Here is a 14,430-nt window from a genome sequence, read left to right on the forward strand (position 1 = left end):
GATCCACGAACACTGATCCGTAACTACACCTTCGGCATCCGCCGACCTCCTTCAGTGAAGCTCACTCAACTCGTGCGACCTCGTGTCGCACCCCGGCCTCGGACTACTACGGCGGCTCCGCCCCGCCTGGCCCGTTCGACCGTCGGTACGTCTATCCCTGGTGGTATCACTCTCACCTCCATGCGAATCACAGCGCCTCACAACGCACCGAAAATGAGCCATAGCGGACCGTTCACGCTGCACCAACTCCGACATTCCAAGCTCACCCACGCCGCCGAGGACGGGGCCGTCGACACCGATGCTGATGCGCATGAGCGGGCACACCTCGGTCCGGTTCCTCGGCAAGTACCCACGCCCCTCGGCGGAAGCGCTGATCTGGTGGCAGTCCCAAACCGACCCCGCGGCACGGAGGCGGCGCTGAGCGGTTGTGGCCTGGGGGTCCCCACGCGGTCAGCGGGGCGCCGTTAAGGGCGGGCTCTGGGCTTCCCATATTTGGAGAATTGGAAATTGTGTTGTGGCGAAATATCCTTCAGAGGCCGGGTGGACGACATGTCACGGCATCAGGTTATCCCCCGTTCGATTCGTAGAATAGTCGGCCAGGGTCCGCCTGAGGCTGCGTTTCTAATGCTGAAATGCGGGGGTTGTATCAGGAGGTATCACCATGGGAAATCTTCCCCAGCTCGCCATGACCAACTCGGAGCAGCTGCCAGAGGGGGTGAGTCCCGCGCTGCGTGCCGCGCTCGAGCGTCGCCTGAATCGGAGTGATCGAGGCCGCTCGTTCAACTCCTTCATAGGTTCCGGTAAGTAACCGGTTGCGATAAGCGTCGACTACTCGGTGGGCTCGGTGAGCTGAGTCCACCGGGATAGTTCACACTGCCCAAGAGAGTGAGAAATGGGATCAGTTTCGCTATCGTTGAGTCCTTTTCGGGAGCGAGCTCCGTGGCCTGCGATTGGGTTAGATGTTGCCGAATTACGTCGCGGCGGTTGGAAACCGCTGCCATTCACGGAGTTCATCATCAAGATCCATAGCCGGTGCAACTTGGCGTGTGACTACTGTTATATCTACGAAATGGCAGACCAGAGTTGGCGCGAGTAGCCGAAAACAATGTCTCGACAAGTTTTCGACGACACATGCCGAATGATCGGTGAACATGCTCGCATCTTCAGGTTGCCCGCTGTCGATATCGTATTACACGGCGGTGAACCGTTACTTGTCGGACATCGGGACCTGGGGCATTTCGCCCGACGAGCGCGAGAGCTGATCGAGCCGTCCACTGAGGTGCGAGTTGGAATGCAAACCAACGGTGTTCTGCTCGATGAAGAATTCCTTCGCATTTGTGATAGATGGGGCATCCAGATTGGAGTCAGTATTGACGGTGACGAAGAGGCGAACGATCGACACCGCCGCGATCGGCGAGGTTCGGGAAGCTACTCCCGGGTCGCCGAGGGATTGGCGAAGCTGACTACCGACGATTGGCGTCACCTATTCTCCGGACTACTGTGCACGATCGATACTCACAACGACCCGGTACAGACCTATGAGGCGCTCGCGAAGTTCGATCCGCCAGCCGTTGACTTCCTAATGCCACATGGCAATTGGGTGACACCGCCGCCCGCGTCAGGTATCTACGACAACACCACACCCTACGCCGACTGGCTGATCAAAATATTCGACCGATGGTACAGAGCGCCGGTACTGGAAACTAAAGTACGTCTCTTCGAAGACATCATTGACCTCCTGCTCGGCGGTGTCGCGGTATCGGAGACTGTAGGACTGGCACCGATTCGACTCGCCGTGATCGAGACGAACGGCATCCTGGAGCAGGTCGACGAATTGAAGTCGGCATTTGCGAGAGCGACCGAACTCCATACAAAAGGCGAGGGCAACCCGCTCGATCTGGCTCTATCGGAGCCGTCGATCGTCGCTCGCCAGATCGGTGCTGCCGCGTTGAGCGACACCTGCCTTTCTTGCCCGGTGCAGCCCGTGTGCGGTGGTGGACACTACGTCCACCGCTATCGCGAGGACACCGGATTCCGTAACCCGTCGGTGTACTGCGCCGATCTGAAAAAGTTGATCGAGCACATCGAATCGGCCGTCCGTGCGGATCTCAGGTTTTCCGACACTACGGGGCGTGATGAATAGCTCTGGGCTGCACACCAACCGGAACTTCATCCTGCTGTGGTCCGGTAGCGCGACGTCGCTGGTGGGATTCCACGGTGTCCGGATCGCCTACCCGCTGCTAGTTCTCGCCGATACCGGCTCGCCGATGGCGGCAGGGTGGATCGGGTTAGCCCTGAACCTGCCCGGGCTGATCTTTCAACTGCCCGCCGGAGCGGTCGCGGACAGTTCCCACCACATACACACGCTGATCCGATGCCAGTACATCGGTTTGGCCGCGACCGGCGTCGCGGCCATCTCGGCCGCGGCGCACCTGCCCCGTCTGTGGCTGATACTGCTTGCCACCGCGTTCATCGAGGGCAGCGTCTATGTCTTCGGCGGTCTGTGCGAACTCGGCGCGATCCGCGATGTGGTGTCAACCGGCCAGCGCCCCACCGCGTTCTCCTTCCTCGAAGCCGAACAACCGATCGCAATCCTGATCGGGCGAGCCACCGGTGCAGCGGTCTACGGTGTGACCCGCTGGCTACCGTTCCTCGCCAACGCCGCCTCGTACCTGTGCTGCTTAGTCACACTGAGAGTAATCCGCTCGAACGTGCCCGCACCCGAACCAGTCTGCGCTGAGACAGGCGGCCGCGCCAATATCCTCGACGGTATACGCGTTGTGTGGACCCAACCGTTCCTGCGAACATCGACGTTGATCAGCGGGTTGTCGAACATCGTCATCCAGGTCGTGCTGTTGTTGATCCTGGTAGAACTACACAGCAACCGATACCCCGCATGGACTACCGGGCTGGTACTCGGCGCGGCAGGGATCGGTGGAATTCTCGGTGCGGCGGCCGCATCGTGGCTCACCGCACGCATTTCTCCTCGACGCCTCTACCGGGCATCGCTGTGGGCATGGACCGTCCTGCTTGTCCCGATGGCGCTGAGTACCAACCCTTCTGTGTTGGCAGCATGTTGGTGCGGAATCGGTGGGGTAGGCGTACTTACCAATGTGGCGTTGACGATCTACCGGGTCGAGGCGATACCCGAACACACGCTCTTGCGCGCTGTCGCGGCGATGGCACTTGTGTGTGAGGGCGCGGTCGCACTCGGCGCACTGACCGCAGGCTACCTGCTCACCGCAGCCGGGATCACCCCCACACGATGGACGGTGCTCGGCGCGATGTGCACACTCGCCGCCTACGCCAGCACTCACACCGCAACAGCCAGCAAAGACGATCGTCGGTGTCGGCCGAGGGCCTCACACTGAGGTTTTCCCGCTTCCTTGGAGGTGATGATGTTCCCCCGGTTTCGGGGACTGTAAATACAACGGTCGGGTGGCCCGGGGTATCTCAACCCCGGGCTCCCACAGATCCGTGGTGACAGTCTCCCGTCATACGGCTCTTGTTGGCCTGGTCATCCGGCGACCGGTTTCACCCAGGCCCAGTGCGCGAAGTACCGCGGCGCGTGGTGCGCCGCTGGTAGCGCTCCAGTACCCCGGGCACCTGCTCACGAAAGGTGTTGCGACAGCCTATGGGTGGGCACACCAGCCGCCGCACCTGCACTCGCACGCGCACTGCACGACCGTCGAGCGGCAGGTCGACGACGGTGCGCTGATGGTAGCTGTGCACCTTGCCCGAAACAGCACCGCAGCCCGGGCAGGCCGCCGGGCCATCGGGGGTCCGGGCGCGTATCCCGATCCAGGAGCCCTCGTCGCTCACCTCCTCCACCAACAGTGGTGGCAACTCCGAAAAAATTAGGCTTACAGACACATTCACATCACCCACGGCACTTCGTGCCTCACACCAGCAATCACCACCGAAATTGAGACAGAGCCGCGATTCACGGCTTTATCAGTGCTGTAGATGGCGGAGGCGGGTGGGTCGTTCTCGGGCTTCGAGTTGGATGCGTTTAATGAGTTCTTGTGGGACCAGGGTGATGATGTCGTACCGCGTGGTGAGTGTGAGTTTGCGGAGGATGATGGAGACTTGTGTGTCGACGGTGCGGATGGAGCTGCCGCGGCGTGCGGCGATTGCGCTGTTGGCCCAGCCGGCGGCGACGAGTACGGCGATCTCGCGTTCGGCGGGTGAGAGGTCTTGCCAGCGCGAGGTCGCCGCGCGCCGGTCGGTGGTGGTGGCGTGGAGCAGGTCGTCGGCGGATCGGGTGCCCAGCATCAATGCGTGCAGGTCCGGCGAATCCACGCTCAGTTGCGCGCCGAGTTCCATTGCGGCGGCGAACCCATCCGCCCCGATTATTGATGTGACGAGTTCGGTAACGCGTTTGGTCTGCGCGGCGACGGTGGCTATGTTTTCGACGGTGATACCCATCGACCGGCACGATTCGGCCACGGCGCCTTGCAGGAGCGCGATTTCTGTGGCGGCGGTCTCCCAGTCGTCGCGGTGGGCGTCTTCTCGGGCGATGCGGTCGGCGAGGACACGGGCGAGTGCTGCGACACCGAAGCGGAATATCCAGCTGGTCGTCCACGGATCGATGCCCGCTCTATACCGCTTCAGCACGGTGCGACCGACCTTCAATGCTTCATGCGGATCACCATGCAACAGCAGCGCGAGCATCCACGCCAACCGCGCCCAGGGATTCACCCAATCAGCGTTCTCCGATTCCGATTCCAAGACCCGATCAAGGTGCCGCCGGGCGACTTCCAGCGCGTGCTGTCCATCACCGGTGAGAGAACACGCCAGCGACTCGAACATGTCACTACGCCGCTGGCCCGCGAGGTCACCGGCCTCAGCAAATTTCTTTCGCGCACGAGCCAATACAGACGGCGCGTGGGGATCCGAACCGCGCAGCATGAGTTCGACACCCCAGAAGAATTCCAATTCTGCCGGCAGGCCGATGTCAGACCCTGGAGTATCACGCCAACCACGGGCCAGTCGCGAATCCGGCACACAGGTAGCCACACAATCATCCAACAACTTTGCCGCGTAGTCGTATTGCCCGTGCCACAACGCGAAGTGGCCGACATCCGCGAGCGCCGCGACCCGCAACCGCGTCGGTATCACCTCGATACCGCCAGCAGCTTCCACAGCGCGTTCGATCAACGCAGGCATCGCACGACCCGCATGGGAAATCACGAACGGAGCCCGCAACGAGATAAACGCACTCGCGGTCTCGACACCGATAACAGCTTCAGCAGGTGTGGTGAGGCCGGATTCGATACCGAGAAGAATATTGTCCCAAGCACCACGCGCCCACTCCAGCCAGTCACGCTGCCCAGGCCCCGACCAAATCGCTCGCCCAGACACGACCCTGTCCCGATAATACCGCCGCAGCCGTGCCAGCAACTCCGCCTCGCTCGGCCCCCCACCACGCAGCCGCAGCTGGCCGGAGACGAACACACGCACACTTTCGAGCAGAAAATACCGCACCGTGGCGGACGCGATATTCACCGACACCAGCGACCGCTCCACCAACCTCTCCAGCAAGGACTCGATCTCCTCCGCCGGCAGGTACTCATCCGCACACACCGCCACGATGGCATCCGGTTCGGCGCCGCCGCTTCGCGTCACATCGTCATGCACCTCGAAACCCGCCGCGAACACCGACATACGGTCGAGCAACAACTGCTCAGCGCCCGAACACAAATCATAGGACCAGGCAATCACATCACGAACACCACCATGACGCTCTTCAACTCCCATCTTAGCCCCGTGCGACCACTGCATACGCCTGTCATCGGAATCACCACTCAACTCCCGACGCACCACCCCCAACGGGCGATGCCGCAACCGCGCCGCAGCCAACCGGATAAACAACGGATTATTGTCGCTATGCCGACAAATCTCCTCGGTCACAGCCAACTGCTCAGGATCATCCGAAACCGGCCGACCGATGATCTTCGCCCGCCGCCGAAACAACTCCACGGCATTGGACACCGTCAACGGCCGAACAGTCAGAATATGCTCATCGACCCACCCCACCGGTTCCCGGCTCGTCGCGATAACCGTCAGCCCAGGTACCGCCTGCAGCAAACCCACGATAAGAGGCCCCACCGCATCCAGTACATGCTCGCAATTATCCATCACCAGCACCGCCCCACGCCCCCGCGGCCGATCATCACCAGCCAACACCCCCTCCACACACTTCCGCACCGACCGACCCGAAACATCCACCACCCCGGTCGACCGCATCACCTCCTCAGCGATCACATCGACATGCGCGCCACGCACCAAGCGAGCCAACCCAACCCAATAGACCGGATTCGGACGACGCCCGTGCCGGCGCAACGCCTCGACCACCAGCCTCGTCTTACCGATACCACCAGGCCCAACAAGCGTGACCAACCTCGCCGTCTCACACCGCAACCAATCATCAATCTGCCGCAACTCCACGTGCCGCCCCACAAACTCACTGGTCAAAGCAGGCGCACCCGCACCATCCAGCTCCACAGCAGAACCAACACCCAAATGATCCCAAGCACACGAAGGCGCCCCACCTTCGGCGTGAACCGACCACATACGAGCGGGCTCGGAACAATCTGTTTTGGAGGTCATACATCCTTCTTTCGCCGTCGCAGACCTAAATGAATTCAAGCCAGCGCTGGCAAGGGCCAGGAGGGCCATTCCGGCTAGAATGGGGGCGAAACCGGACAGGGATGGGTGATGTGGCAAACCGTGCCGATATGCGATTGCATGAGGCGGTCATACCGCCCCTCGTGCTGACCGGGGTTGTGGAGATCGGACAGCGTGAAGGGCTGTCCACCGTGTCTTGGTTCGCGGGTACGGGCCTCGATCCCAATCTGCTGGTGACCTCCCCGGAGTTGAAGGTGTCGTACCAGCAAGCCGCGACGATCCTGCGCCGGGCCGTGCGTGCGATGCCGGATAGGCCATTGGGCATGCAGGTTGGGATGCGCGACGTACTATTGACGTTCGGCATGCTGGGTATGGCGATGCGCTCGTGCGTCACTACCGCTGACGCGATGGCGGTTGGACTGGAACTGCACCAAGCCTCTGGCAGTCTGGTCGATCTCGAAGCCGAACTGTTCGATCATGAAGTCGCGCTCCGTCTGCGCGAGCGCGCGCCCGAGCCACGTCTGATCGCGTTCCTCTGTGAAGAGGTCCTGTGCAGCACAGTCGTCTTCCTACGCACCATGCTGGGCGCGGGCTGGTCGCCCACGAGGATCGAACTCTCCTATACCGCACCGAAGTACGCGCACGACTATCGCAGGTTCTTCCACTGCCCGGTCTGGTTCGGCGCCGACGCCAATCGGTTGGTCTTTCCCGTCGCCGACCTGGATCGGCCGTTCCCCACCCCCAACGATCCCATTCGCGCCGTCGCGATCGACGCGTGCCGCCGACTGCTGGACATCGACAGCACTCGCCCTGACGTCGTCATGGCCGTGGAATCGCTGCTCGATCACAATCTGCGGCATCCCATGACCATGGCCGAAATCGCTCAGCGCCTGCACATCACTGAACGCACGTTGCGCAGGCAACTCGCCAGTGCTGGAGAACGATTCCACAGTTTGCGTGACCGTGTGCGCGCGCGGCGAGCGACGTATCTGCTGCATGAGTCGACGCTGACGATCGAGGCGATCGCCCGGGAGGTAGGTTTCGGCGACGCCCGAGGGTTCCGCCGAGCCTATATCCGCTGGACCGGGCACCCACCACGTAAAGAAAGAGACTAGAACCCGGCATTGCAGTTGATTCCTCGAGTTCACCTCGAGCGAAAATGATAATTGATCCGACACCCAGTGGCCCGCAGACCGCCTGTAAAAGCTCCACTAGAAATAAAAACACCGCGAGCAATCGAGCCGGCGCGCTCCGGCCCGCGATGATAGGGCGTGACAAATCTTTTCATATGGTGGGTCGATTACCTGGCCTCGTGACGAGGGCGAATATCGGGCTCCCGTCGCCCGATGCTCAGGAAATTGACGCGCAATTCTCTAGGTGCGAGTGACGCCCCGAGCAGTTCGCACTCGCCCTTGTGCTGCCGAGGAAGTCGGCATGTAAAGCACGTTTGGGCCCGGAACACATGGCCTCCGGTGATCGAGGTGTCAGGAGATGTTGTCGAAACTTGTGGGTGAGGAGTTGGCAGATTTGCGTGCGTTACTGACCGGCCGCTTCTGAGGTGCGTTTGACCGAGATCAGGGGTGCGTGAATCCCGGCTTCTCGTAGTGGGACTGGCGTTTCTCCCAGCTCGCCAAATGTTTTGAATCCGTACCGCTGATAGTGCTTGACCGCTGTGGTGCCGGCGACGACTTGGGCGTAGACATCGACGTCTCCCAGCCGGTTGAGCGCCGCGTGAATCAGGTCTCGACCGACTCCGGTGCCATGCCAATTCGGGTGTACGTACCAAGCATTCACCTCTCCGGCGCCATCGCCGCGTGTGGAGACCCAGATGAATCCTGCGACCGTATTGTCGGAGGTACGTGCCACCAACAGTCCCGGCTCGCCCGAGGTGGCCAGTCGGGACCAGTCCGCGATCTTCCGCGGTCCCAGATCGCCCAGCAGGAAGTCATCGAGGTGCTCTGCAGCCCCAGGGAGATCACGGTAAGCGACTCTTGATGCCAGCACATGCGCACGGGCGATGCCGGGGCCGTCGTTTGTGTGCACGGGCCCGACGGTTGCGAGCCCGGTTTCGTCCGGGCTCGTGTTCAAATATTTTGTTGGCAGTCGATCGGGGATATTGGCGATCGCCGGCCGAGAAGGTGCACCGGCAGAGAGCGTCGGCCGTGCTGCTCCGGGCTCTGCTGCGTTGGTGATCATCTCCGCGGCCCGGATATCGGCCTCGTTGTTGGTCTTTGCCACCTGTTCGGCTGCTGCGCTGAGACGCTTGATGGATTTCGCGTCAACCCTCGCTCTCCTAGTCAACATATCGGTCAGAGCCGTTTGGATTTGCCTGAGTAGCTGGATGGCTCTGTTTTCCAATGACCAACTCGATTTCGTTGATACGGCACGATTTCGCTGTGGGAAGTGCTGGTGAGGCGACTACGGTTTCGTTTGCCTCGGCCGACCGAGATGTGACGATGTCCGGTCCTTCCCAGGATTGCTCAGCAAGCGTGATGAAGGTCTCGAGGGCGGCACCACGCAGCAGGTCGGCCCACGGTTCGTGCGATTTCGCGGAACCCGTCGCTGCTGGCGATGAGTTCCTTGCGGCCGTCCGCACGCACGCCGGTCATCACCAGCGGGCGCAGTTTCTCCTGTTCCGGGCGGACCTTCACGTGGATACCGTCTACCCACGAATACATGTAGTTTACGTTCGAAAAGTCCGGGACAGCAGAGCCTTTCGTCTCCTCCTGCCATTGCGAGGTGAGCCGGTTGATTGCCGAGGCCGACAGGCCCGATCCGGTGGCCAGGAACTGCTGCAGTGCCAGTGCGAAGTCGCCGGTGGACAGCCCGTGCAGATACGGCAGCGGCAGCACCTCGCTGATCTACGGTGAACACCGGCACCAAGCGGGCAGGATCGCCGAGGAGAACCGTTTGCGCTCACCGGTATCCGGATCGGTGCGCTTGTCGTTGACCTGCGGTGCATGGACTTCGACCGCACCAGCGGAGGTCGGCACCGTGCGTTCGGCGTGGTAGCGGTTACGCACCACCAGCCGCCGCCCTTCGGCATCGACCTGGTCGGGGTGCTGGGTGATGTACGCGGCGACCTCGGCCTGCAAAGCAGCAGCCAGCATCCGCCGCGCGCCCTCGCGCACGATTTCGTCGATCGGCGAGAAGGACACGCCCCCCGCCACGCCGTCCTGATCGGAGTCGGCGCCACTGTCGGTTACCTCGAGCACAGGACGTACCTTCCCGACCGGCGTTGACGCGCCGGACAGATCGAGACCTTCGAATGATCATCATTCGGGAAGGCACGCCTCCCCGGTCATCCACAGGTTCTGATCATTTATCGAGTAATTTCTCTGCACCCGACGGCTTGACGCAGAGAGGAGCCGTTGTATTTACAGTCCCTGGGCAGCCGCTCTGAGCGACTGCTAAGAGCTCCCATCAGGTTCGGTTGTGGAGTCGTCGCCAGCAGATGAGGGCGGCGAGGTCGAGGAATCCTCGGTGGATGTCGGTGCGTCGTTCCCAGCGGATGGCGAGGCGGCGGTACTGGTGGAGCGACGCGAGGGATTGTTCGACGATCCAGCGTCCGGCGGTCACCTTGTCGCAGGTGCTGCGGCGGGGGTGTAACCGGTGATACGTCGTTGCCGCAGTTGGATGTAGATGCTGGGGTAGTCGTGGCCCTTGTCCGCGATCAGGGTGTTGACCGTGTCGCTGCTGCGGTCACCGAAGGCTCTTATCGCCCTGTTGGGTAGCGCATTGTCCACCTGTTATCGCGGGCGGTTCCGCATACGGTAGCGGCGATCAGGGGTGGCAGCGGCGGCGGTCATGGCCCGTGGACGTTGAGTAGCCGCGTGTATGCCGAGCACGGCGAAACTGAGTAATACTTCAGTTGCCAGAACTCGCTCGATCAGCCCGGCGATACCATGTTCGGCGCCGTCGGCGGTCGGTGTGAAGGTGGCGAAGAAGGCGACTATGAGTAGCAGTGTCAGTGGCCCTGCGAGTTGGAGCCAGGCCCCGATCGCGCGCCACTGTGGGTGGTGACGTAGGTAACTGCCGGCGAGTGGGAAGCCGATGACCGGCACCCCCGCCGCGAGGAGAAATCCGAGGGTGTGAGGAATAACGAATCGCAGGGTGAAGACGCCGTCGATGATCATGCCAACCCCCGCAGCGGAGAGTAAGGCGATCGACCAGGCTCGTTTGCTAGATGTGCGATCGGGAATGGCGCGGAAAACGCCGAGCACGCCGATGATCAGCAACGTGCCCGAAAGGACGAATGCGGTATTCATCCAGGGGGCTGTAGTGCCGATACCCAACCCGCTGACGGGTTGGCTGACGGGAGAGTAGTGAGTGTAAGTGTGGTCGAACAGGGTGTATCCCGTGCTCAGGAATCCCAGCACGATCCAGGCCACAGTGAACAGAATCGGGCCGGCGACGGCTGCCAATGGCAGTATCCGCTGTCGGGGCGCGGTTGCAGTCGGGTCGGTCGACGGCTGGGGCAGTGTGGACATGTCTCGCTCTCCAACTTCGAGGTTCCGGATCGGCGCTAGGTCGGTGTGTTCGGTCTCAGCGGGCAGCTTGTCGGTCGTCCCAGTGGATGTGGTGGTGATAGATGTCGCCGAAGGCTTTGCTGCGGACCGTCATTCGCAGGAGGTGCGGCATCATCGCGTCCCGGATCGCGGCGGCGACGGGGCCGGCGGCCTTGCTGCTGTTGACGCGAGCGGCCCATCGGACGATCGCCTGCACGCGGGGTTTGCGCTCGGCCTCGAATCGGGCGAGCGCCGCCGGAACGTTGTGGTTGTCGCGCAAGCATTGGGCAAGCACGACGGCGTCCTCGATTGACAGTGAGGCGCCTTGCCCCGAGGTGGGAGACGGGGCGTGGGCCGCATCGCCGATGACCACGATTCGCCCGCGGTGCCAATGCCGTAGCTTCGGCACAGTGTGGATTGCCGTCAGTGTGCCGATCTCGGGACTGGCTTCGATCAGCGACAACGCCGGTCCGCGATCGTCGGCGAACAGTTCGTTCAGCCGTGTGCGGCGCTCGTGTTCGGTCTCGGCGGCCACCGTGCGCCGATCGAGTTCGCGACGGTGCGGCACATTGGCGAACCACCAGGTGACACCGTCGAGGGCCGTGGCGTATCCGAAGAACCCGCGGCGACCGAAGATCATCTCGTAACTGCCGTCGGTGACAGTGATTCCGGCGTGTTGCGCGTATCCGCCGGTGGTGAGCAGGCCCGAGTACACCGGGTTCGGCGCGGCGGGATCGATGATTCCCCGCACCGTCGAATGCACCCCGTCGGCACCGATCAGCACGTCCGCAATCGCTTCGGTGCCATCGGCGAACCGTGCCCTGACCTCGGTGCCGATCTGCTCCGTCTGGACCAGTCGCTTGCCGTATTCGATCCGGATGCCGCGGGCTGCCGCTTCCCGATTCAAGCCCACGTACAGGTCGGCCCTCCGCAGCGTGCGGGAGACGGTGCCGTCGCGCAGCGGGAGCCCTGTGCTGCTGTAGCCGAGGAGTTTGCCTGCGCTGTTGCGCAACGCGATACCGGGGGTGGGGAAGCCCAGATCCATGGCGACGTGTGCGGCATCAAGAGTCCGCAATGCGTCGATGCCGTTGCTGCCCAACGTCAGGAACGCTCCAATCCCTTCCGCGCTGTCGCGGTGCGCCTCGTAAACCACCGCCTCGATGCCCGCCTTCTGCAATGCAATCGCGGTTGCTGCACCAGCGATACCGCCACCGGCCACGATGGCCGTCCGTGCGCCTGTCATCGAACTCCCCGTCTATTAGTTCATCCCAACTAGCCAATACAAACCAGTTGATATCGACTAATACTAGACGACTGTGGGTAGTCGATGTCAACTACTGTGGTCCCCAATATGGAGAGGCACGCTTCGGTCGGAAGGAGACAGGTTCATGGCGCATCGGCGGAAGGTGTCCAACCCGCTGGGACTGGTGGTCATGGCGTGGTTGCTGAACGGACCCGCGCACCCGTACGAGCTGGCTCGGCGGCTCGAAGAAACTCGAGCCGACCGGCACGTCAAATACACCCGCGGGTCCCTGTACATGGTCATCGACCAGTTGACCCGCGCGGAATTCATCGCTGAACAGGGCACCGTCCGTGACAGCCGATGGCCGGAGCGGACCGTCTACGCGCTTACTGAGGCCGGCCGCGCGGAATACCTCGACTGGATGCGTATGCTGCTGGCGCACCCGCAGAACGAGTACCCCCGATTCGGGGTTGCCCTGTCGCTGCTGGCCGGCCTGCCACCCGCCGAGGCAGCCGACCTACTGACCACCCGGCAAGACGCCCTGGCCGCCACCCTCGCGGAACTGCGTGCCGAGGGCACGACCGCTCGAGCCAACGGGCTGCCCTGGATATTCCTGATCGAGGACGACTACCAGATAGCGATCCTCGAGGCCGAACACGCCTTCGTCGGCAGGCTCATCCAGTCCTTGTCGGACCCCGACTACCAGGCACTGTGGAAGCAATCGCGCGACGACTCCGCCATCGACAGCACGAACCGGCAATGAGCGCGGAACCGGTTCCTCGTCGAATACCAGCTGAACCCGATGGCCCTGCTCCGATTGTCCAACGGCGCAGGCCCGACCCAGGTTGCCACGACGGCCGCCCGCCAGATCTCTTCTCTGCCGGGCCGGGTGGCAAGGCAGCGCCGACGAGCAGCACCGGCGCACAAGCCGACGACAGGGAGTAGAAGTTTGTCCACCAGCGACCGAAGGCATGCTTCTGCTTGCGCCGCACTATGTCAGACAGAACGCTCGCAGCACCCGATGACATGCGGCAAAGAGCAGACCGTTGCTGAGCAGCAACAGCCGCTGGGTACCGTCTTCGGCGAAAAGGTTTGCCGACATTCGACATCGGCGCGGCGCCCGACGCAGACCGACGGCAGGTCGTGGTTGTTCACCGTAGTTCGTAGAGTTCGTAGTCCAATCGGCTGCGGTCTGCCTTGAAGATGCCTTTGCCGGCAGCTTGTATGTCGTTGAGCCAGTCGTAGCGAGGGTCGGCGGTGTCGGACGAAGCAACGATCGCGGTCGAGGGCTGTTGAGGGATGAGGCGTATCGGCCGAAGTAGCGGATGATTAGCAGCGCGCCGTCGTGGGTTTCGATGCTGAGACGGACATCGGACAAACCAAGTCCCCTGGCGGACATGGTGAACCGGTCCGCGCTGCTGGTGCCGATCAGTCGGCCGGAGAGCCGACCGGTCAGCTGGGCGGCGGCGATCTCGGCGATCGAGGCTTAGAGCTCCCAACAGGTTCTGTTGAGTGGCGGTGACTCTCGTTGCGGTGCAGTATGTTTCGCTGTAGCGGCGCCGTGGGTCGTGGATGACGAGTTGTGGGCAGTGATCGAACCGCTACTGCCGGTGCGGGCACCGGGGACGCCGGGGCCGGCGCGGATGGACGACCGACTGGTGTTCCAGTGGATTCCTGTTCGTGCTGTTCACCGGGATCGGGTGGGAAGACCTGCCCCAAGAACTCGGCTTCGGGTCCGGCATGACCTGCTGGCGACGAGTGCGGGACTGGCAAGCGGCCGGGGTGTTCGAGGCGATGCATCAGGCGATGCTCACCCACTGCCATACCGCCGGGTTGATCGACTTCGGCCGGGTCATCGCCGATGCCTCGCACGTGCGGGCGAAAAAAGACATCCCAGGGGCTTGGGTGTCAAGCGGCAGACGATTTCTCGGTGTGTGGGTTCCACGCGGCAGTCTCGTCGTAGACCGTTCGCGTCTTGATGCAGCCGTGGAGGATGCCGACAAGGCGGTTGGCCAGCTGGCGCAGCGCGGCCTGGTGTTCGAGGCCGCG

The 14,430-nt window shown here is 62.5% G+C and carries 8 protein-coding genes and 5 pseudogenes; 5 read left to right on the forward strand and 8 right to left on the reverse strand.

What is annotated here, in order from left to right; genetic code table 11:
* The first annotated feature begins 1,105 nt into the window (after nucleotides 1-1,105).
* Nucleotides 1,106-2,143 carry an FxsB family cyclophane-forming radical SAM/SPASM peptide maturase gene (locus AB0L97_RS37525; protein WP_364439561.1) on the forward strand — a complete coding sequence of 346 codons (1,038 nt, stop codon included), beginning with the start codon at nucleotides 1,106-1,108 and terminating at the stop codon, nucleotides 2,141-2,143.
* The gene (locus AB0L97_RS37530; protein WP_364439564.1) at nucleotides 2,100-3,371 is read left to right on the forward strand and encodes an MFS transporter; all 1,272 of its coding nucleotides are present in this window, start codon (nucleotides 2,100-2,102) and stop codon (nucleotides 3,369-3,371) included. The genes AB0L97_RS37525 and AB0L97_RS37530 overlap by 44 nt, the downstream gene beginning before the upstream one ends.
* A gap of 193 nt (nucleotides 3,372-3,564) precedes the next feature.
* Here the strand turns inward: AB0L97_RS37530 and AB0L97_RS37535 are convergent.
* Nucleotides 3,565-3,858, reverse strand: a pseudogene (locus AB0L97_RS37535) (transposase family protein); the annotation flags it as partial.
* A gap of 96 nt (nucleotides 3,859-3,954) precedes the next feature.
* Nucleotides 3,955-6,612 (reverse strand): LuxR C-terminal-related transcriptional regulator, encoded by a 2,658-nt coding sequence (locus AB0L97_RS37540; RefSeq protein WP_364439567.1) that lies wholly within the window; start codon nucleotides 6,610-6,612, stop codon nucleotides 3,955-3,957.
* A gap of 29 nt (nucleotides 6,613-6,641) precedes the next feature.
* Here AB0L97_RS37540 and AB0L97_RS37545 point away from each other — a divergent pair, with 29 nt between their 5' ends.
* Complete coding sequence (locus AB0L97_RS37545) at nucleotides 6,642-7,745, forward strand: AraC family transcriptional regulator (protein WP_364439570.1); 1,104 nt, start codon at nucleotides 6,642-6,644, stop codon at nucleotides 7,743-7,745.
* A 421-nt stretch (nucleotides 7,746-8,166) separates the two neighbouring features.
* Here AB0L97_RS37545 and AB0L97_RS37550 read toward each other — a convergent pair whose 3' ends face one another.
* From AB0L97_RS37550 to AB0L97_RS37570, 5 genes and pseudogenes are all read right to left on the reverse strand, one after another.
* A complete protein-coding gene (locus tag AB0L97_RS37550; RefSeq protein ID WP_364439573.1) occupies nucleotides 8,167-8,988 on the reverse strand; it encodes a GNAT family N-acetyltransferase in 822 nt (273 codons plus the stop codon).
* 188 nt (nucleotides 8,989-9,176) lie between these two features.
* Nucleotides 9,177-9,845 (reverse strand): annotated as a pseudogene (locus AB0L97_RS37555) (transposase); the annotation flags it as partial.
* A 208-nt stretch (nucleotides 9,846-10,053) separates the two neighbouring features.
* A pseudogene (locus AB0L97_RS37560) lies at nucleotides 10,054-10,197 on the reverse strand (IS5/IS1182 family transposase); the annotation flags it as partial.
* Nucleotides 10,198-10,379: 182 nt separating this feature from the next.
* Complete coding sequence (locus tag AB0L97_RS37565; RefSeq protein ID WP_364439576.1) at nucleotides 10,380-11,120, reverse strand: DUF998 domain-containing protein; 741 nt, start codon at nucleotides 11,118-11,120, stop codon at nucleotides 10,380-10,382.
* Between the two features lie 55 nt (nucleotides 11,121-11,175).
* Complete coding sequence (locus AB0L97_RS37570) at nucleotides 11,176-12,381, reverse strand: FAD-dependent monooxygenase (protein WP_364439579.1); 1,206 nt, start codon at nucleotides 12,379-12,381, stop codon at nucleotides 11,176-11,178.
* Nucleotides 12,382-12,526: 145 nt separating this feature from the next.
* On the opposite strand from AB0L97_RS37570, the gene AB0L97_RS37575 reads away from it, so the two are divergent.
* Complete coding sequence (locus AB0L97_RS37575) at nucleotides 12,527-13,144, forward strand: PadR family transcriptional regulator (protein WP_364439582.1); 618 nt, start codon at nucleotides 12,527-12,529, stop codon at nucleotides 13,142-13,144.
* 805 nt (nucleotides 13,145-13,949) lie between these two features.
* Nucleotides 13,950-14,193 (forward strand): annotated as a pseudogene (locus AB0L97_RS37580) (transposase); the annotation flags it as partial.
* A 96-nt stretch (nucleotides 14,194-14,289) separates the two neighbouring features.
* Here the strand turns inward: AB0L97_RS37580 and AB0L97_RS37585 are convergent.
* A pseudogene (locus tag AB0L97_RS37585) lies at nucleotides 14,290-14,430 on the reverse strand (IS110 family transposase); the annotation flags it as partial.

The organism is Nocardia sp. NPDC051911 (assembly GCF_040681035.1).
Taxonomy (GTDB): Bacteria; Actinomycetota; Actinomycetes; order Mycobacteriales; family Mycobacteriaceae; genus Nocardia; species Nocardia sichangensis.

What these genes read in the sequence shown, in the direction of transcription:
- AB0L97_RS37565 (WP_364439576.1), bottom strand. Translation starts at nt 11,120, where the DNA reads ATGTCCACACTGCCCCAGCCGTCGACCGACCCGACTGCAACCGCGCCC.
- AB0L97_RS37575 (WP_364439582.1), top strand. Translation starts at nt 12,527, where the DNA reads ATGGCGCATCGGCGGAAGGTGTCCAACCCGCTGGGACTGGTGGTCATG.
- AB0L97_RS37545 (WP_364439570.1), top strand. Translation starts at nt 6,642, where the DNA reads ATGAATTCAAGCCAGCGCTGGCAAGGGCCAGGAGGGCCATTCCGGCTA.
- AB0L97_RS37525 (WP_364439561.1), top strand. Translation starts at nt 1,106, where the DNA reads ATGTCTCGACAAGTTTTCGACGACACATGCCGAATGATCGGTGAACAT.
- AB0L97_RS37540 (WP_364439567.1), bottom strand. Translation starts at nt 6,612, where the DNA reads ATGACCTCCAAAACAGATTGTTCCGAGCCCGCTCGTATGTGGTCGGTT.
- AB0L97_RS37570 (WP_364439579.1), bottom strand. Translation starts at nt 12,381, where the DNA reads ATGACAGGCGCACGGACGGCCATCGTGGCCGGTGGCGGTATCGCTGGT.